Annotated in this window: 17 protein-coding genes and 4 pseudogenes; 10 read left to right on the forward strand and 11 right to left on the reverse strand. The window is 68.8% G+C overall.

Annotated features, from left to right (window positions below; all coding sequences use genetic code 11):
- Positions 1-375 precede the first annotated feature (375 nt).
- From ACIQRL_RS23710 to ACIQRL_RS23730, 5 genes and pseudogenes are all read right to left on the reverse strand, one after another.
- Positions 376-1038, reverse strand: a complete 663-nt coding sequence (locus ACIQRL_RS23710) for a class I SAM-dependent DNA methyltransferase (protein ID WP_401334663.1) — start codon at positions 1036-1038, stop codon at positions 376-378.
- Between the two features lie 319 nt (positions 1039-1357).
- On the reverse strand, positions 1358-2107 hold the full coding sequence (locus ACIQRL_RS23715) for an HAD family hydrolase (protein WP_401335499.1): 750 nt from the start codon (positions 2105-2107) through the stop codon (positions 1358-1360).
- On the reverse strand, positions 2008-2397 hold the full coding sequence (locus tag ACIQRL_RS23720) for a 3,4-dihydroxy-2-butanone-4-phosphate synthase (protein ID WP_401335501.1): 390 nt from the start codon (positions 2395-2397) through the stop codon (positions 2008-2010). Before ACIQRL_RS23720 ends, ACIQRL_RS23715 begins: the two co-directional genes overlap by 100 nt.
- 46 nt (positions 2398-2443) lie before the next feature.
- Positions 2444-2704, reverse strand: a pseudogene (locus ACIQRL_RS23725) (3,4-dihydroxy-2-butanone-4-phosphate synthase); the annotation flags it as partial.
- Between the two features lie 173 nt (positions 2705-2877).
- Positions 2878-3615 carry an SDR family NAD(P)-dependent oxidoreductase gene (locus ACIQRL_RS23730; protein WP_401334666.1) on the reverse strand — a complete coding sequence of 246 codons (738 nt, stop codon included), beginning with the start codon at positions 3613-3615 and terminating at the stop codon, positions 2878-2880.
- Positions 3616-3708: 93 nt separating this feature from the next.
- Here ACIQRL_RS23730 and ACIQRL_RS23735 point away from each other — a divergent pair, with 93 nt between their 5' ends.
- Both ACIQRL_RS23735 and ACIQRL_RS23740 read left to right on the forward strand, forming a co-directional pair.
- Positions 3709-4572, forward strand: coding sequence for a LysR family transcriptional regulator (locus tag ACIQRL_RS23735; protein ID WP_401334669.1), 864 nt, complete (start codon positions 3709-3711; stop codon positions 4570-4572).
- A gap of 146 nt (positions 4573-4718) precedes the next feature.
- Positions 4719-4973, forward strand: a pseudogene (locus tag ACIQRL_RS23740) (ATP-binding protein); the annotation flags it as partial.
- Positions 4974-5196: 223 nt separating this feature from the next.
- On the opposite strand, the gene ACIQRL_RS23745 reads toward ACIQRL_RS23740, so the two are convergent.
- Positions 5197-5649 carry a MarR family winged helix-turn-helix transcriptional regulator gene (locus tag ACIQRL_RS23745; RefSeq protein ID WP_401334672.1) on the reverse strand — a complete coding sequence of 151 codons (453 nt, stop codon included), beginning with the start codon at positions 5647-5649 and terminating at the stop codon, positions 5197-5199.
- Between the two features lie 60 nt (positions 5650-5709).
- On the opposite strand from ACIQRL_RS23745, the gene ACIQRL_RS23750 reads away from it, so the two are divergent.
- The 3 genes from ACIQRL_RS23750 (at position 5710) to ACIQRL_RS23760 (ending at position 9010) form a co-directional block, all read left to right on the forward strand.
- Positions 5710-6630: an alpha/beta hydrolase gene (locus ACIQRL_RS23750; protein WP_401334674.1), complete on the forward strand. Its 921-nt coding sequence runs from the start codon at positions 5710-5712 to the stop codon at positions 6628-6630.
- Positions 6627-7418, forward strand: a complete 792-nt coding sequence (locus ACIQRL_RS23755; RefSeq protein ID WP_401334676.1) for an SDR family NAD(P)-dependent oxidoreductase — start codon at positions 6627-6629, stop codon at positions 7416-7418. Before ACIQRL_RS23750 ends, ACIQRL_RS23755 begins: the two co-directional genes overlap by 4 nt.
- Before the next feature lie 881 nt (positions 7419-8299).
- Positions 8300-9010, forward strand: a complete 711-nt coding sequence (locus tag ACIQRL_RS23760; RefSeq protein ID WP_401334679.1) for an IS701 family transposase — start codon at positions 8300-8302, stop codon at positions 9008-9010.
- On the opposite strand, the gene ACIQRL_RS23765 is transcribed toward ACIQRL_RS23760, so the two are convergent.
- On the reverse strand, positions 8950-9888 hold the full coding sequence (locus ACIQRL_RS23765) for a MarR family transcriptional regulator (protein WP_401334682.1): 939 nt from the start codon (positions 9886-9888) through the stop codon (positions 8950-8952). The two genes, ACIQRL_RS23760 and ACIQRL_RS23765, sit on opposite strands and share 61 nt — an antisense overlap.
- A gap of 276 nt (positions 9889-10164) precedes the next feature.
- On the opposite strand from ACIQRL_RS23765, the gene ACIQRL_RS23770 reads away from it, so the two are divergent.
- From ACIQRL_RS23770 to ACIQRL_RS23780, 3 genes and pseudogenes are all read left to right on the forward strand, one after another.
- Positions 10165-10650, forward strand: coding sequence for a hypothetical protein (locus ACIQRL_RS23770; protein WP_401334684.1), 486 nt, complete (start codon positions 10165-10167; stop codon positions 10648-10650).
- Between the two features lie 24 nt (positions 10651-10674).
- Positions 10675-10890 (forward strand): annotated as a pseudogene (locus ACIQRL_RS23775) (hypothetical protein); the annotation flags it as partial.
- 251 nt (positions 10891-11141) lie between these two features.
- Positions 11142-12240: pseudogene (locus ACIQRL_RS23780) on the forward strand (tyrosine-type recombinase/integrase); the annotation flags it as partial.
- A gap of 274 nt (positions 12241-12514) precedes the next feature.
- Here the strand turns inward: ACIQRL_RS23780 and ACIQRL_RS23785 are convergent.
- The 4 genes from ACIQRL_RS23785 to ACIQRL_RS23800 form a co-directional block, all read right to left on the reverse strand.
- A complete protein-coding gene (locus ACIQRL_RS23785) occupies positions 12515-15571 on the reverse strand; it encodes a tetratricopeptide repeat protein (protein ID WP_401334687.1) in 3057 nt (1018 codons plus the stop codon).
- Positions 15568-15915 carry a hypothetical protein gene (locus tag ACIQRL_RS23790; protein WP_401334689.1) on the reverse strand — a complete coding sequence of 116 codons (348 nt, stop codon included), beginning with the start codon at positions 15913-15915 and terminating at the stop codon, positions 15568-15570. Before ACIQRL_RS23790 ends, ACIQRL_RS23785 begins: the two co-directional genes overlap by 4 nt.
- A 405-nt stretch (positions 15916-16320) precedes the next feature.
- Positions 16321-16716 carry a hypothetical protein gene (locus ACIQRL_RS23795; RefSeq protein ID WP_401334692.1) on the reverse strand — a complete coding sequence of 132 codons (396 nt, stop codon included), beginning with the start codon at positions 16714-16716 and terminating at the stop codon, positions 16321-16323.
- A 226-nt stretch (positions 16717-16942) separates the two neighbouring features.
- Positions 16943-17257, reverse strand: a complete 315-nt coding sequence (locus ACIQRL_RS23800; RefSeq protein WP_401334693.1) for a hypothetical protein — start codon at positions 17255-17257, stop codon at positions 16943-16945.
- Between the two features lie 336 nt (positions 17258-17593).
- On the opposite strand from ACIQRL_RS23800, the gene ACIQRL_RS23805 reads away from it, so the two are divergent.
- Together ACIQRL_RS23805 and ACIQRL_RS23810 are read left to right on the forward strand one after the other, a co-directional pair.
- Complete coding sequence (locus ACIQRL_RS23805) at positions 17594-17932, forward strand: hypothetical protein (RefSeq protein ID WP_401334696.1); 339 nt, start codon at positions 17594-17596, stop codon at positions 17930-17932.
- 333 nt (positions 17933-18265) lie between these two features.
- Entirely contained in the window at positions 18266-18619 is a 354-nt protein-coding gene (locus tag ACIQRL_RS23810; protein WP_401334699.1) for a hypothetical protein, read from the forward strand.
- The last annotated feature ends 18 nt before the right edge of the window (positions 18620-18637 follow it).

Genomic DNA, 18637 nt, shown 5'->3' on the forward strand with positions numbered 1-18637 from the left:
ATCTCGCGGCCGACGATCCGGCGGCCCGCGTCGAGCCTGCGCTCGATGTCGATCCGCATGGACGGCATAGGCCGAGACGGTGTCCGTGTCGGCGAACAGGTCGCGCACCGGCGGGCACGGGGTTCCCGTCCCGTTCGGCCTCCAGGAAGGCGTCGGCCGCCTTCCGGACCGCTGCCGTGGTCGTGGGAGGCGTTCTCGCGCACCATGGCGGCGACTCGACGACGATCGCCCCTCCCCCTGCCGACCGGCCCCAGCGGCGAGCACCGCTTCGACCGCGGCGAACCGGACCCGTACCCTGCCCGAAGCAGCCCAGCACACCGCGCTCCTGGCCCACCGCGCTCCCGCTTTACGAAGCCCGCGCGGTCATGCGTTCCATCAGACAGTCCCTGCCGAAGCCTTGCGTGCGAGCAGATGAATCGCCTGGAACTGGCGTCGGTCGGTGGGCTCGGGCTCGCGAACCATCCGGGCCACTTCGGCCAACCCTGCCGTGCGGAGCATCGCTGAGAGGTGATCAGGCGACCAGCGATAGGCCGGCGCGACGGTGTGGTCGAAGATCTGCGTCGGATGGGACGGATCTTCGCTGGCCCAGAATCCGACCAGAAGGTGACCGCCAGGTGCCAGCACACGGTGGAACTCCGCCAGGATGGCGGGGAGTTCTGGCGGCGGAGTGTGGATGATGGACCAACGGGAGAGTACGCCGCCCAGCGCGCCGTCAGCGATGTTCAACTCGGCCATGGTGCCCATGTCGAACCGCAGGCCCGGATAGGCCTGTCGAGCCAATGCGACCATCGCGGACGAAGCGTCGACACCGAAAACCGACAGCCCCAACCCATCAAGATGAGCCGTGATATGGCCAGGTCCACACCCCAGATCCGCGACCTGACCGTCCCCACTCGCACCTACCACCTCGGCGAACGCACTCAAGATCGCACGCTCCAAAGGACTTTCCCGCAGCTCGTCGCGGAACAGCTGCGCATACACGGGGGCAACATCGTCGTAGGCCTCGCGGGTCACGCGGAGGACATCATGTTCGACCATGCCCGCGACAGTACTTCCCGGCACCGGTCCGAGCCTGGCCCATCGCGATCTGCCCTCACAACGGTCGCTCGGGCGACCCGGCCGCCGCCGACCACGCGCTCCTGCGAGAACGTGGTGAAGGCCGACCACGTCGATCCGTTCGGCCGTCGGACGAGAACACCGTGGCGAAGTGGCCCGTCACTGACACCGAGTATCTCCTCCACTGGGTGGCGCACCAGCGGTACTTGACGCGCGGGCGGCGCTCAGCCGGAACCCTTCAGCGGTGGCGAGGTCCGGGCCGAGTCCCGACCCGCCTCGGCGGCGGGTCGGGTTCCCTTGGTCACGTGGGGGTGGTTACGCGGATCAGGGGCTCGGGCCGGGAGGTGAGCAGCCGGGTCAGCAGGGGCAGTGCCTCGGTCGCGGTGCGGGCCAGGGCCACGGGCAGGTGGGCCACATCGTCCGGCAGGGTCATGCCCGCGCGGGGCACGGCGAGGACCCGCATGCCGGCGGCGGCCGCCGACCTGATGCCGTCCGGGGAGTCCTCGACGGCCACGCCGCCGGACGGCGGGACCCCGATCTCGGCCGCCGCGCGGAGATAGGGGTCGGGTGCGGGCTTGACCCGGACCACGTCCTCACCGCACACCACAGCTCGCAACTCCGCGGCCAGGCCCACCTCTTCGAGGGCGGCCCGGACAAAGCGGCGCGGGCTGGCGCTGGCCACGCCGACCGGTCCGTGGCGTCGGGCTTCGAGGACCAGCTCCACCGCTCCTGGCAGCGCCCGCACCTCTCCTGCCGCGCAGGCGTCGACCATCTCGGCGGTACAGGCCTCGACGACCTCGGCGGTGGTCGCCGTACCACCGCACAGACCGGCGACGTACGAGGCCCAGTTGCCGTTTCCGTGCAGTGCGGCGGTGTCCTGGGCACGCCAGACGTGCCCGTGACCGGTGGTGAAGCGGGCGCACGCCCGCGCCCAGGCGCTCGCGGTGTCGATCAGTGTGTCGTCCAGGTCGAAGACCGTCGCACGGTGCGTCCAGGTGATACGGTCGCCGTGTCGGCGAGCCGCAGGGCGTCGGGCAGTTCCTCGATGGATACCACCGCAAGGCCGTGCTGGTCGGCGAAGGCGCGCAAACCGTCGGAGCCGGCGACGGAACCGTCGTCCTCGCAGACCTCGCTGATCACTGCGACCGGCGAGAGACCGGCCAGCCGCAGCAGGTCGACGCTCGCCTCGGTGTGCCCGCGCCGTTCGGCGACCCCACCGGGGCGGGCCCGGAGCGGGAAAACGTGCCCGGGCCTGACCAGCCGCTCGGGCCGGGTCGTGGGGTCGGCCAGTGCGCGCACGGTGAGTGCCCGGTCCGCGGCGGAGATCCCCCGAGCCGACACCGACCGCGTCGACGGAGACCGTGTAGGCGGTGGTCTCGATGATGTCCGTCCCGGGGGCGGGCGGAACCATCAGCGGGAGCTCCAGCCGGTCGGCGACCTCGGGGGCCATGGGCGCGCAGATCAGCCCGCTGGTCCAGCGGACGAAGAATCCCATGGCCTCGGAGGTCGCGAACTCGGCCGCCATGACCAGGTCCCCCTCGTTCTCCCGGTCCGCGTCGTCGACCACGATGACCGGCCTCTCGGCCCGCAGATCGTCGACGGCGAGCGCGAGCGGGTCCGGCAACTGCGGCACCGACGCTGATGTCACAGCAACAAGCCTTTCCTAGGAATCGGGTTTCCAGCGGATGTATCGGTGACCGAACACCTGACCTTGAGAAGCCTGTACGCCAAGGGAACGAGTTCTCTGACAAGCCGCGCGTCCGAAGGGAGATTCCGGAGGCCGTTCCAATGGGGACCACGGCGTGACCACGGCAGGTTCGCTCACCAGGAGATGACGCCGTCGTCCTCGACGAACGAACCGGTCGGGCCGCCGTCGGGCAGCGTGGCGAGCCGGATCGCCGTGGCCGCGCCCTGCTCAGGAGTGCGGGGTCCGTGGAAGCCGGTGAAGTCGGTCGCGACCAGGCCCGGGCACGCGGCGTTGATCAGGATGTTCGTGCCGGCGAAGTGCCGGGCGTACTGCACGGTGACGGCGTTGAGGAACGTCTTCGACGGCGCGTAGGCCGCCATGACGGGGCCGATCTCGATGTCCGGGTCGGCCTGCCGGGTCAGGGAGGCGACCGCGCTGGAGACGTTGACGATGCGGGGCGACGACGAGCGGCGCAGCAACGGCAGCATCGCGTTGGTCACGCGGATGACACCGAGGACGTTGGTGTCCACGACGGCGCGGACGAGGTCGAGGTCGAGGGTGGTCGGGTCCTGCACCCATCCCGGACCCGTCTCTCCCGAGATGCCGGCGTTGTTGACCAGGACGTCCAGGCGCCCGGCCTGCTGTTCGAGCAGTTCCGCGGCATCGGTGACGCTCCGGTCGCCGGTCACGTCCAGCGGCACGCCGAAGGCGTCCGCCCCGGCGGCGCGCAGCTTCCCGACGGCGGCGGCACGCCGGGCGTCGTCGCGGGCTCCCACGCCCACGCGGTACCCGAGGGCGCCCAGCCCGGCCGCGATCTCGTAGCCGATTCCCTTGTTCGCGCCGGTCACCAGCGCTGTCTTCGTTTCGCTCATACCGTTGATGTTCGCTCGCGGAGGCGTGGCGCATCCAACACCGATACGGTGCCCAGTCATACCCTGCAGGTATCACGGGCTTACGCTGGTGCGGTGGACATCTTGGAGACCCGCGAGTTGAGGTACTTCATCGCCGTCGCCGAGGAACTGCACTTCGGCCGCGCCGCCGAACGCCTGGGCATGGCCCAACCACCCTTGTCCCGGGCGATCCAGCAGCTTGAACGACGCCTCGGCGTCCGCCTCCTGGAACGCAACCGCCGCGGAGTCTCCCTGACCGATGCCGGACAGGTGCTGCTCGTCGAGGGCCGCGCGGCCCTCGACGCGACCACCGCTGCCGCTCGCCGCACCCGCCGTGCCGGTGGCGCCGACGGTCCGGGGGGCCGCCGCAATCGCCTGGTGCTGGCGGTGAAGGCCGCGGGGTCCCACGAACTGCTGCGGAAGCTTCTCGACGCCTACGCGGCCGAGCCCGGCGCCGCCGAGATCGAGGTCCTGCCGTGCGGCGTGTGTGAGCAGGGAGGGCTGCTCCGGGACGGCAGCGCCGATGTGGCGCTCATGCACGCGCCGTTCAACTCCCTCGCCGGGTTCGACAGCGAGGAACTGATGACCGAGGGACAGATCGCCGTGCTGCCCGCCGGGCATCCTCTCGCCGTGCGCGGGACGCTGTCCCTGGCCGAGGTGAGCGACATCCCCGATCTTCCGCTCGCCCGCTGGCCCCGCCACGGCACGTACCCGCCCGGCCCGGGGCCCGAGATCCACGACCAGACGCAGCTGGCCCAGTTGATCGCCCTGGGACGCACCGTCGGCGTCCTCCCCGACTCCGCCCGCACCTGGCTGTGGGCCGATCACGTCGCCGTCCCGTTGGCGGACGCGCCGCCCGTCGTGACCCACATCGCCTGGCCCGCGCACAGCCGCTCGCTCGCCCTCGCCGGGCTGGTCCGCACGGCCACACGGCTGTGACCCTGTCGCCTTCCGTCCTGGAACGCCGCGGCTCGGTCTCGTAAGCCGCTCAGGGCAGGGGCACCGCGGGTTCTTCGACCGGGTGGACGGGGCCGTCGGCCTCGACGTACGCCTCGCCCTCGGGCCGGGGCGCGTCGGTGCAGGCGATGAGGAGGGGAGGCAACCCGTTGGATTCCGGGGCGAGTTCGACCCGGTGGTGCAACGCGGACCGCCTGGAGCGACTGTTCGGCAACGTCATCGACGACGCGGTCCGCCACGCCCGTACGACCGTCCACGTGACCGCCGCGACCACCGGAGAGGACACCGTCGTCGAGATCACCGACGACGGCCCGGGCATCCCGGCCGCCGACCGTGACCGTACCTTCGACCGCTTCATCCGTCCGGACGCGAGCCGCGAGCGCCGCACGGGGAACGACGGCCTCGGCCTGGTCAGCGCCCGCGAAATCGCCAAGGCACACCACCCAGCATCCATGCCGCGGAGAACCCCGACGGCGGCGCCCGACTCGTCATCACGCTGCCCACCGCTCCACCGCCGGAGGCGACCGCACGGACGGGCTGAGGGACTGGAATCCCGGACCGGGCCTCGGCGGACGACTCCGGGGCCCGGTCCGGAGACCGCCTTCATCAGCGCTGGGGAAGCATGGCGGCCAGACCGTCGGCGACCTGAGTGCGAGCGGTCGGCGACAGTGAGGTCAAGTGGCGTTCGACCTCCTGGTCGAGCGTGGTCGCGGCGGCGTCCAGGAGCGTGCGTCCCTGCGTGGTCAACTCCACGATGGAGGAACGCCGGTTGGCGGGGTGGGGTCGGCGCTGGACGTGACCGGCCTTCTCGATCCGGTCGACGGCCTGGCTGGCGCCACCGCTCGTGATGGCGAGCCCGTCCGCGATGTCCTGGACGCGGCAGTCGGGGGTCCCGGCGATGACGCGCATCGGCAGATAGTGGGCGAGCGGCAGGCCGTGACCGGCGCGCAGCGCGTTGTCCGCCACGTCCCACAGGTGGATCTGGGCGCGCACCAGCAGCCGCAGGAAGTCCTCGTTGTCCACTGATCCGCTCCTCGAAGTGTTGCTCTCATGGTTCATAGCACTTAGTATATTAGCCCTAATCAACTGCATCTCCGGACAACGTCGAGGACCACAACCATGAGCACCACCCAGATGGACAATGTCACCGCGATTCTGCGCAACGCCGCACTGGACCTGGCCCGGGATCCGCTCGAGACACGGCCGGTGTTCCGCGCCATGCTCACCGCCGCCCCCGTACCGGCGGACGTACGGACCGAGCGCACCACACTCGGCGGGGTCCCCACCCTTCGGGTGCGCGTCGACGGGACCGTCCCGACCGCCACCATCGTGCACTTCCACGGCGGCTGCTACGCCGTCGGCGCCCCGGAAACCAGCCTCAACCTGGTCGCCGGCCTCGCCCGCCGCACCGGCGCCGAGGTGCTCTCGGTCGACTACCGGCTCGCCCCCGAGCACCGCTACCCGGCCGCCACCGACGACGCCCTCACCGCATACCGCACCCTGCTGGAAGCCGGTGGCGACCCCGCGCGGATCGCCGTCGCGGGAGAGTCCGCCGGCGCCGGACTGGCGGTGGCGACCCTGCTGAGCGCCCGGCGGGCGGGGCTGCCCCAGCCTGCCGCGGGACTGCTGCTGTCCCCCTGGGCGGACCTGACCCAGTCGGGCCGCAGCCTCCGGTCCAAGGCGGAGGCCGACCCCTCGATGACCGCCACCGCGCTGCGCGTACGAGCCGCGGACTACCTGGGCGACACCGATCCCACGGACGAGCTGGCCAGCCCCGTCTTCGCCGACCTGCGCGGCCTCGCACCGCTCCTCATCCAGGCCGGCAGCCACGAGGTCCTGCTCGACGACGCGGTACGCCTGGCGGCCCGCGCCGCCGAGTGCGACCTCGACGTCACCCTCGATGTGGTGGCCGGGGCACCGCACGTCTTCCAGGCGTTCGCCGCCGTCCTGGACGAGGCCGCGGCGGCACTCGACCGGGCCGCGGCCTTCCTGCGCCACCGCCTGGACACGGTCACCTCGCCGAAGCAGGCCGTGGCATGACCGACCGGCCCACCGCACTCGTCACCGGAGCCAGCAGCGGCATCGGCCTCGCCACCGCCCGCCTGCTCGCCCAGGAAGGCCACGACCTGATCCTGGTGGCCCGCCGCGAGGACAGACTGACCGCCGAGGCCGAGTCCCTGCGCCGCTCCGGAAGCCGGGTCGAGACACTGCCCGCCGACCTCGCCGACAGCGAGGGCCTGCGCACGGTGGTGGACCGCGCCCGGACCGGACGCGTGGACCTGCTGGTGTCCAACGCCGGCACCGGCGGCTACACCGCCCTCGCCGACCTCTCCCCCGACGACGTCGACCGCCTGTGGAGGCTCAACGCCACCGCTCACATCACCCTCGCCCGCGCGGTACTCCCCGCGATGCTCCAAGCCGGCTCGGGGGGCATCATCACCGTCGCCTCCCTGCTCGCCTTCAGCGCGGGCCTCGACATGGGCTTCCCCCGCACCCTCTACGTCGCCGCCAAATCCGCCGTCGTGGCCTTCACCCGAAGCCTCTCGGGCGAACTGCGCGGCACCGGGGTGAAGGCCACCGTCGTGTGCCCGGGCCTGGTCGACGCCGAATGGTCCGGCGGGATCAACCACACCGACCCGCGCGCCATGCCCGCCCCGGACGTCGCCCAAGCCCTGCTCATCGCCCACCGGCACGACGAAACACTGTGCGTCCCCGGCATCGACAACCCTGAGACGATCCAGAACTGGACGGACACCGAACCCACGTTGCTCCACCGGGGCAACCACGCCCGCCTCGCCCTCCGCTACCGGCAGCCACCGGTCGCATGAACCGCTCGGACCGCCACACGGCTGTCCCACCCGAGGACCCGCCCGCGCAGAGGGCGGGTCTCCGCGGCCTCCCGCTCGGGGCGACCCGGTCACTCGGGAACCTGGTCGTTGGAAGAGGCTGGTCGGTTCGATACCGACAGGCCACTGACCAGCATGGCAGCAGGCATGGCAACAGCCACTTCAGAAGTCGAGTGCACCTTCGACGCGTATTCGACAGAGCCATGAACCTCCTTTGCCGGAGGCTCTCCCCGTCGTCGGCACGCACGCTCAGAGCTCCATGCGCTCTGTCAGGACACCGTCAGGCAGGCCATCCGTAGCGCAATACGGCGTGCGCCGGCCGAAACGGGAGCGCGCGCAAGTCGGGCTCCATCACACGGCAGAGCTTCCGCATCAGGGCCATAGGCGAAAATCACAACCTCGCCGCCGCCGAACCCGCTCCTGCTGCGGTCGGCGACTGGTGCGAGGGCGCGGACTGAACGCTGGAGTCGCCCCCGTCCGGCGCCGTTGATGGAGAGCCAGGCCCCAAGGCGGGACCACCGGCATCCTCACGGTCTGCCGTGGATGTCAGAAGCTGACGGTTGTCTGGCATCTCTACGGCGAGGGGGTCGGATTCCGGCGCCTGGCGAGGCGGCGCCAGGCAACCCGGAGATTGATCACAAGCAGGACCGCTCCCGCGATGGGCCAGCCCATGGAACCACCGTTGCGGTAGGTCTCAGTGCCTACAGCCAGCAGCATCACGCCGTTCACCGGGCCCATCAGGTCCCTGAAGGCGTCCAGGTGGCTTGCGAGGTTCGAAGGTTGGCCGAGATAGCCGGGTGGGACGCAGCGCTGACCGAACTGAGCGGCTCGATTGGGCGTTTGTTCAACCGGCCGGAGCCTGGGTGGTGTTCGCGCAGTTCGTCGCGGGGCTGCTGGCGGAGTTGCCGAGGAAGAACGGTTGGACGTTGGCCGAGCGGGCCGGGCATGTGACCGCGGATCGGATGCAGTGGCTGCTGCACGGCTCGGTGTGGTGTGCTGACCTGCTGCGGGACGCGGTCCGCGAGTACGTCGTGACACATCTGGGCGATCCGGACGCCTCGCTGGTGATCATCGACACACAGGCGCAGAAGAAGGTCACCAAGTCGGTCGGGGTGGCCTACCGGCACTGCGGTCTGACGAGCGATGTCCCCAACTGCCGGACCATGGTGATGCTCACCTACGCCATCCAAACCGGGCATGCCTTCATCGACCGCCGCCTGTACCTGCCCGAGGAATGGACCGCCGACCAGCAGCGATGCCGTGAAGCCGGGGTGCCCCAGGACGTCGGCTTCGCCACCAAGCCCGAACTGGCCAGCACGACGCCCGAGCACGCCCGCGCAACCCACGTGCCGTTCTCCTGGGTGCTGGCCGACGCCGGCTACGGCCGTGACCCGCAGCCGGACTCCCCCGCCTGTGCAGGAAGAACCGGGGAGGTTCCCCTCGATCCCGGAAGGGGGAACGGACCACCCCCGCTCGCGCGGGGAGAGCGTTCGAGATGTCGTCACCTCCCCTTTCACCGGTCCCTGGCGTCGTCCGAGCCGCTGAGCAGGTCCCTACCGAGCCGGGTCGGGTGATGGTGAACGGTCTGGGCGTTGCGGAACGTGGCAATCAGGCCGGCCTCGCGCAGGGCGGTGGCCTGCCGGGAGGCGGCGGCAGCAGACAGGCCCAGGACCGCCGCGAGGTCTCCGGTGGTCAGAGCCGGAGCCTCGACCACGGCGGCCAAAGCGGCCGCCCTGGTGGAGCCGAGCAATGTTGCCAAGGCCAAGCTGGGCGCGCGTGATGCGGGATCAAGGGCAAGGACACCGTTGGTTGCCGGGTACGTGATGGTGACCGAGTCGGCAGCGGGGTTCATGCTGATCCCGATCGCGAGCGCCGAGGGCTGAAGAACCAACGGGCGGCCTTCAAGCGGCTCGTGGCAGTCGTGGAGGATGTCCAGGGCCAGTACAGACCCGTCCCAGTGCACCATGGGGTGCAGAGTGCGCAGCATGGCATCGATACCGGATGTCGCAGTCCGGGTTCCGGCCCGAGCCGAAGCGGTAGCCACAACGGAGGTGATCCGGCGTCGGAACGGATCCAACGCGATGGTCTGGAAGCCGGAGACCAGCTTGCTTAACGCGCTGTACGCGGGAGCATGTCCATCGGCCAGAGCAGTGGTGAAGGGCGTCAGGGCACGGGCCCGAGCCAGGTCGCGCACGTGGAGGACAGTGCCGGTGGAGTCGGGATCGACGGCCGGGTGGGCCATCTGGGCCTGGACGGGACGGGCGGCCAGGCCGGAGAACGTCGGCAGATAGCCCGGGGTATAGAGGTCAAATAGCCTGGAGTAGCCCGGGTTCCAGTTGCGGGCGACCTCACGTCGCCATTGTGAGAGATGACTGGCTCGGGTCCGGTCGGCCAACACGGACCCGCCCAGGGCGAGTTCATAGCCGAAGTCGGGCGCATCAGCAATCTGCACCCGTTCAAGATCATCGGCGCCGAGGCGTATCCGTATCAACCTGAGTCCCCCAACTCGTGCCTTGCGTTGATGTCCTGAGGCCTTTGCGCGCCGGCGCAAAAGCGTAGTCGGACGCCCGGCCGGCGGGCAATCGTAGAGGCACCGAGTCACTGCGGAAGCAGCGTTCCGAGCACCTGCCCATGGGCGTTGTGCTGAGAACGAAGACGTCAACCACCACCGCGTGGTTCATCGCCGTCGAACCATCCAAGTCACGAACAGGAACAGGGGAACCACGAGATGATCAAGAAACTCGCACTGCTCGCCCTAACCACCGGAATGCTCGCAGCGTCGCTGGCGGGGACCGCCTCGGCACAGACCGCCCCCCGCCAGCCGGCCAAGGCCCTCAGCTGCGGCGTGATCAACATCGGGCTGCCCGGCAACGTCAATTACGGCGGTGAGTACGCCGGGCAGGTCGAGCAGCAGTACAACACCTGCAACGGGCAGGCGTCCGCGCACTGGCAGTGGGCGGGCGGCTTCCAGAACTCCCACCCAGGCGCGTGGGTGGACGTCAACATCATCTCCTACTACAGCGCTGTGTACGGATACGGCGGTGGGTACACCTACACCAAGGACGTCCCCACAGGCACAGTTGACATCCACTCGGCGAACCCGGACGCCTGGCACGCGCGGGCGATCGTGAACAACTGCGGCTCCTGGGCGTTGGGCACGGAGCACTGGTACGGCGGGCAGGACTGGGACGGCCCGCACTCGGGCGGCTGCTGACCCTATTCGGAAGGAAGCGGTGCGAGGGAGAACGCGGCCGGGGTCGAGGACCTGTCGGTGGACTATCAGGCGGTGATGGCTGCCGCCGCGGAGGCCGGAGTCGAGGGGCTGGGTGCCAGGCGGGCGGCTGTGGTACTCGGCTGGGCCAGCGCGTTGGCCTCGCGCGTCGAGGGCTCGAGGGCTCGTCTGAAGAGGCTGCTGGAACGGGGCTGGCTGGTGGAGGCGACGCCGACTCTGCCGTGGACCCAGGCCGCGGCCTTCTTCGGGCTCTTCTCGCGCGAGCGGCCTTGTCTGTACCGTGCGGGGCCGGCCGATACGTCTGGTCGACGCACCGGCCCATGCGGCACGGCACGTCGAGGTCCGACCGGCTTCCTCTGTGACACCCTGACGACCGTCTCTGCGGGCCGTTCCTCCTCGGCAAGCGCCTCCAGATACTGCTCGAGCCCGATCGCCCGGTGCCAGACGACTTCCCGCGTGAGGGGGCGTAGACCCGTCCGGCGCCGTTCACCTTCGAGACTGGCAGACGCGGACGACTGGCTCGCTGAAAAGCAGACCGAGATCCGCCGGGGCGAGTGGCGTGACCCCGAGGCGGGAGCCGTGAGCTTCCGTGCGTACGCGGACAAGTGGGTCGCGGAGCGGGAACTCGCACCCCTGACCCAAGATCTCTACCGGTACCTCCTCGACAAGCACCCCTTCGCCTTCGCCGGCACGGACTTGGACGAGAGCACCACACCTTGCGTCCGCGAGTGGCGAACCGAGCGGCTGCGGACCACCGGCGCCAAGACGATCACCGCCAAGGCGTACCGGCTCCTCAAAGCCATCATGGAAACGGCGGTTGATGACGAGCTGATCCCGCGCAACCCGTACCGGATCAAGGGCGGCGGCAAAGAGAAGGCAGTCGAGCGGCGCATCGCGACCGTCCCCCAGGTTGACGCTCTCGCCAACGCTGTCGGGATGCGGTGGCGCCTCATGGTCTACCTCGGCGCCTACGGCCCGATGCGGCCGGAAGAGTTGGCCGGCCTCCGTCGCCGAGACGTCGACCTCGACACCCTGCGCATTCGCGTTTGCCTCGCCGAGCCGGAACGGATGAACGGGCGGCGCGTGCAGGGCGACACCAAGTCCGCGGCGGGCTCCCGGACGGTCGTCCTTCCAGCGTTCCTCCGCCGCGAGCTGCGCTGGCATCTGGAGTCGTACGCCGAGGCCGGGCCTGATCGTCTGATCTTCGTCGGGGAGAAGGGCGCCCCTTTCCGGCGGAGTTCCTTCGGCCGGAAGTGGAGAAAGGCACGTGAGATGGTCGGCATGCCCGAGGGCTTCCGGTTCTACGATCTCCGCCACACCGGTCACACTCTGTCCACGCGCTCCGGTGCGACGCTCAAGGACACGATGGTGCGGGCCGGGCAGTCCTCGGAGAGGGCGGCGCTGATCTATCAGCACTCCGACGACGATCGACAGCAGGAAGTTGCTGCCGGACTCGACGCGACCGTCCGCAGAGCGCGCCAGGAAGTACAGGAAGCTGCTGCCGTGCCAGCGGAGAACACCGGTGATCCAGACGATCTGCGCTCTGGCACGGATCTGGCACGCGGCGAGTGATCACAGCGGACAGCGACAAGGCCCGGGTCGATGACCTGGGCCTCTGTCATGGAGCGGGTGACGAGAATCGAACTCGCACTCCCAGCTTGGGAAGCTGAGGTGATCTGGAGCTTGCTCCGAGGCTGACCTGCTGCTGAGCGGTATCGGCGCACGGTGCGAGGCCAGCTGGCTCCCCGGTGTTGCCCGTGGTTCCCCGCACGATCTGGCACGGGTCTGGCACGGCCTCTTCGTCCCGAACTCTCGGCAGGTAGGTCATTGATGGTTCTGGGGCTGCTCAATCAGCCGTGGACGGCTCTTGAGGTACAGCCTCGGTCGCTGAGGTTGCTGTGCTTCCGTGCTGTACAGCTTCGGCTTGTTGACGGGCGTTGGCGAGGTTGTTGCGGCATTGCAAGGTGTGGGGGTGGGTGTCGCCTAGGGTCTGCTCGCACTGGGCGAGGGTGGCTTCCAGCAGAGGGACAGCGCGCCGCAGATCGCCCGCCGCGTGATAGACGACGGCGAGGTTGATGCGGCTGTTGAGAGTGAGGGGGTGGGTGTCGCCCAGGGTCTGCTCGCACTGCGCGAGGGTGGCTTCTAGTAGTGGGCTGGCGCGCAGAAGATCGCCTGCCGCGTAGTAGGCGCTGGCGAGGCTGTTGCGGCATTGCAAGGTGTGGGGGTGGGTGTCGCCGAGGACCTGCTCGCACTGTGCTCGGGTGGCCTCGTACAGAGGGAGAGCACGCTGCAAATCGCCCGCTGCCGTGTAGGCACTCGCGAGGTTGTTGCGGCTGGTCAGGGTGTTGGGGTGGGTGTCGCCCAGGGTCTGCTCGAATTGGGTGAGGGTGGCCTCGTACAGAGGGATGGCGCGGCCCAGGTCCCCTGCCGCCTTGTAGGCGTAGGCGAGGTTGTTGCGGCCGTTGAGGGTGTCGGGGTGGGTGTCGCCCAGGATCTGCTCGAATTGGGTGAGGGCGGCCTCGTACAGAGGGATGGCGCGGCCCAGGTCCCCCGCCGCCTTGTAGGAGCTGGCGAGGTTGATGCGGCTGTTGAGAGTGTGGGGGTGGGTGTCGCCCAGGGCCTGCTCGCACTGGGCGAGGGTGGCCTCCAGCAGAGGGACGGCACGGTCAGGTTTCCCTGCCGCCGTGTAGGCACCGGCGACGTTGATGCGGCCGTTCAGGGTGTCCGGATGGGTATCACCTAGGACCTGCTCGCACTGGGCGAGGGTGGCTTCCAGCAAAGGGATAGCGCGCCGCAGATCGCCCGCCGCGTGATAGGCGATGGCGAGGTTGTTGCGGCTGTTGAGGGTGTCGGGGTGGGTGTCGCCCAAGGTCTGCTCGCGTTGGGTGAGGGTGGCCTCGTACAGAGGGATGGCGCGCCCCAGGTCACCCGCCGCATTGTAGGAGCTGGCGAGGTTGTTGCGGCTGTTGAGGGTGTCGGGGTGGGTGTCGCCCAAGGTCTGCTCGCGTTGGGTGAGGGTGGCCTCGTGCAGGCGGATGGCGCGCCCCAGGTCCCCCGCCGCCTTGTAGGCGTAGGCGAGGTTACTGCGGCTTTGCAAGGTGTCGGGGTGGGTGTCGCCCAGGGTCTGCTCGCGTTGGATGAGGGTGGCCTCGTACAGAGGGATGGCGCGGCCCAGGTCCCCCGCGGATTCGTAGGAGCTGGCGAGGTTGTTACGGCATCGCAGGGTGCTGGGGTGGGTGTCACCCAGGGCCTGCTCGTACTGGGCGAGGGTGGCTTCCAGCAGGGGGATGGCGCGCCGCAGATCGCCCGCTGCGTAGTAGGCGCTCGCGAGGTTGTTGCGGCTGTTGAGGGTGTTGGGGTGGGTGTCACCCAAGGTCTGCTCGTACTGGGCGAGGGTGGCCTCATACAGAGGGATGGCGCGCTGCAGATCGCCCGCCGCACTGTAGGAGCTGGCGAGGTTATTGCGGCTGCCGAGGGTGTTGGGGTGGGTGTCGCCCAAGGCCTGCTCGTATTGGGCGAGGGTGGCTTCGCGTAGGGGGATGGCGCGCGCTGTGTGGCCTTGCTGGTGAAGCCGATGGCCGGCGATCTCGTAAAGGCTGGTCAATGGGCTGTCGTGGTGTTCGGCCTGTCTGGTGCCCGCTAGGGCAACGAGATGGGGTGTCAGCGTGTCCCACTGCTCTTCGGCAGCGGTGTCTTGGGCGGGGAGGGGGGTCAGGCTGTGGAGGACCGCTCGTTCAGCGCGGTCGCGCCCCTCCAGGTATCGGGGCAATTGTGTGTCGTCAGTGTTCTGAGTGCTACGCAGGACGGTCTGGACCAGGCGGTGGATACTCAAAGTGATGCCGGTGTCAGTGACCATGCTGTAGGCGGCAAGGATTCCGACAGCTTCGGCGACGTTGTCCGGGTCGGTGCCGGGCGGGGTGAGCAGGCTATGGGGGATGTCGTCGGGGGCCAGCCAAGCGGCGGTGTGCAGCACCTCGACCGCCAGCGGATCGGCCTGTTCCAAGGCATGGAGGGTGACGTTCCAGATGCGGGCAAGGGTCCGCTCGGTATCGGTGCCGTGGGCGGTCTTGGCGAGTTTGGTGTCCAGACGGCGGCGGTAGGAGTCCGGGCTGATGCCGCGGTTCTGGGCCAGGTAGGCGCCGGCCTGTTTGATCGCCAGAGGGAAGTACCCCAACTCGGCGGCAAGGGAGCGGGCTTCGGCCTGCTGCCGGGGCGTGGGAGGGGTCTCCTTGAACACGAGTCGGCCCAGCAAGGTGGTGGCGTCGTCGGGGTCGAGATTGCCCAGGGTCAGGGTGGGGGCGCCGTCGGGCCAGCCAACGGTACGGCGGCTGGTGGCAAGGTGATGACCTTGATGGAGGGCGCCGGTGTACGGGATGAGATCGTCGGGGTTCTCCACGTTGTCATAGACCAGCAGCCAGTCCGGATGCCAGGCCAGCCACTGCATCGCCCACGCCACCTGTGCCTCCCGCTCAGCGGTGGTGGCCCAGTCGGGTACCAAAGTGTGGGTGAGGCTGGTAAGGGAGGTCTCGATCTCATCGGGGGACGCGGCGTTGATCCACCAGATGAGGGCGTAGTCGCCACGGTGGCGGTGTGCGTAGCGCAGGGCGAGCGTGCTCTTGCCGATTCCGCCGAGACCGTGCACCGTCCCGCTCTGCGTGATCGCACTCTCATGGCGGCTGGTCAGGATAAGCCGCAACCGGGCCAGTTCCTCTTCACGCCCCAGGCAGAGGGCGGCCGGGGGCAGATTGGAGGTACCCGGCGCCGCAGCGACCTTGCCCGGCGCCTGCAGTGCCTCGGCAGGCAGTACATCGCCCGTGAAGGCGTTGCCGATTCGCTCGGCGGCGATCGACTTTGGTCCGGCCGCCTCAATCCTCGGCCGAGACGTGTCTTCATTACTGCTCACAGCTGTGGTGCGGTGTGACCGTCACCGGTGATCGCGGTACCGATGTGCTGAGCGGCGATCGACCGCTCACCGGACGCCGTGACATTGACCGAACCGGCGACCGGGGCCGGCAGCATCGCGGACAGCTCCGCACACAACTCGGCATCCTCCTGCAACGCGCGCCGGAGCAGCCTGCCCAGCACCGCAGCGGTGTAGGACTTGTCCTGTTCGTCGGCGGCCTCGTCCACCACGCGTTCCAGCTCCGTCCGACCCGCTTCGTCCCGTCGTCGCCAGACGAGTTGAATGATCCGTTGCCCGAGACCAACCGTGGCGTCGGCCGCAGCATCCTGCGCACGGGTCAGCACAGCTGCCCCATATGCCCCGACCGCAGCCGTCACGGCCGGCGCCGCCTGCCCGGCCAACTGTACGATTTCCGCACCCACTTGATCCCCCAACCTATGCGGCTCCGAAAGGACTCAGCGTAGAAACAACGCCCTGACCTTGAGGCCAAAACATCCGAATCGCCTGAAGCGGCTCGCGAATCCATGGTCAGTTGCCGGCCCGAGCGCGACTGCACCGAAGGCTCGTCGACCGCGGCCTTGTAAGGGCGGCTGTGCGAGGCAGCGAAGGCGCGCAGGTCACCTCGGGTTCGGCGAGGGACCGCCCCATCGCCGCATCTCGACTGTGGCGAACCGCCGTTGACCGTGGTTGACCGCACTATGTGGCACGACTGTGGCACGCAGAGAGCGCTACGGGCTCAGAAGATGCCTTCACCATTTCCGCCACTTGTTCGTGAGCTGGTACTGGCCCAGTCCGTGGCGGGCGGTGAGCGCAACGACGTCTACGCCGTGCTCAGTGAGCGACTGGTCGATGTAATCGCACAGCGCTTCCCGCTCGTCAGTCTCGAATCCGTTGTGGACTTCGTCCACCGAGTTCAGGGCGACGACGACGCGTTCCACTGCGGCGAAGATCTGCGTATCGTCTGCCTCGGCGAGCGCGGGGAGCTCTTCCTCGAAGGTGTCGAGGACGGCATCGGTCGCCACGAGCAGTTCTTCGGGGTACAGCTCCGCCATACACCCGCACCCAGGATCGAGAGTGCCGGCGGCCGGTTCCGCGGCTTCCTCGGCTATGCCATCCCGCCAGCTCGTCGTAGGTCTTTCTGCCATGGAGCGGACCGTACAGCGCAGGTCTGACATCGCGATCCGCCCTCCCAACGGCGCGCAGAGACACGAGCTTGGGAAGCTGCGTTCTTTGAGGCCAGTTCGGGCGCTGACCTGGGTGAACGTTCGGATCCTGCCCCTTCCGGGTTCGGCAGCTTTTACCGTGGTTCCCCGCTGCTCCCCGCTCGTTCTGGTGCGGTAGTGGTGCAGAGTTGCGGCGACCAGGGGGCGATCAGCCGGGCACGCGCCATTCATCGAGGCGGACCTTCACCTGACAGTTGTGGTCCGCGTGCCAGATCACCTCACCGGCGACGGTGGCACCCAAGGCAGGCAGTTCCATGCTGCGGGGCATGGCGGTGATCTCGGCAAGGCCTACTGCGTTCGGCACGCCATCGAGGAGGAGGAAGACGCCGAACGGCTGTCGGCCGATGACTCGTCCGCTGACGTGAGATCCAAGGGGTAGTGCGGAGACTGTTGCTGGCCAGCACTGGCCTATGACATCCGAGGCTGGAACCAGGGAACGGTCCGGCCAACTGAACTCGGGCATGGGCCAATCATGGTCAGAGCGGCGAGCGTTGTCGACAGGAGACCGCAACGCCTCCACGTTCGGGTGCGCGAGACCAACACGCTGTCCAACTGTGTTGGTGGGGCGGTGGGCTGAGTGCAGGCGCGTTCACCTGCGTTCATGGACGTCGTGGCCTCGCGTCGTGTCGGACTCGTAGTCTCGCCTGAACGGCGGTGAACGGGTCTGAATGAGACGGAAACTGAGACGAGCCGATGAACGCTCCTGCCACTCGACACGGCCGCGGTGTCAAGGCTGTCCTCACCCTGGAGCAGCCCCCCAGCTTGAGGAGGAAGCCTCACCGCTTCCTACACTCCTGCCGTGCTTGATACGTCGAACCTCTTCCACGTTTCGTCCGTGCTCAATCGGCGGTCGATCGCGCAGCATGGCCTGGATTGGACCCGGATGGGCGCCGCTCGGGGAATCGCCGGCAGCCGCCGCCCTGAAGTGGAGGGGATCTTCGTCTGTCGGGACGAGGAGACGGGGTTCTTCCTTCAGATCAACAACACCGGTGGGCCGGTTGATCTCTGGTCCGTGGACGGGGTCGATGAGGGGTTGCTCCTCGACAACGGCAACGGATTCTTCTACCTGCCCGGCCGCATACCAGCCGCGCGAGTCCGCCTCGTGCGATCAGACATTCCTCCGCAGGCTGGTTCTTGACTTCGAGCGGCGGTACGGCTGGGGCAGACCCACGCGGAATCTGGATGCGTACTCGGCGAAGGTGCCGTTGCAGCGCAGGTGGGCCAGGGTCGTCAGGAGGCTCGCCGGCTCCTCCCGATCGCGCACCCCGTTGACGTGACCTGTGATCTCGGTCAGCGCGCACCGCACGTTCACCGCGTCAAGTTCAACTGGCACTAGCGGAAGGTGCATATGACGAAGTTGGCTGTTTCGCTCGGCAGCGGCCTGCTGGTCGTCGGGATCACCGCAGGGGTGTGGTGGAACTGATTCCGCGAGCCCTACGCCCTGGCCGACGCGCCCAAGGTCGACGTGAAGGTGCGCGCGGAAAAGTCCACGTACCCCGACGTGCAGGAGACGACCGAGGACGTCGACACTCTCGTACGGGTCTACGTGCAGCGGCTCAAGGATGGAGACGCGAAGGGAATAGCCGAGCTGGCCGGCCCCGCTTACAAGCAGCCCGGGCCTACCGCGGCCAACTACGTGCCCGAGTACGGCCAGGCAGCGGGCGGCCCCGTCGAAGTCACCGTACTGGAGGGATCCGTCAGCTACTTCAACCCGGTGACAGTGGCGTACAAGCAAACCGGTCAGCGGCAGGAACTGCTGCTGGTGAAGGATGACGGGCACTGGTGGATAGGCCTCGGCGACGGCGACCCTGCGGCGGGCTCGTAGCGACAACCGCGGACGACA

The sequence above is a fragment of the Streptomyces sp. NPDC091209 genome, from assembly GCF_044757755.1.
Taxonomy (GTDB): domain Bacteria; phylum Actinomycetota; class Actinomycetes; order Streptomycetales; family Streptomycetaceae; genus Streptomyces.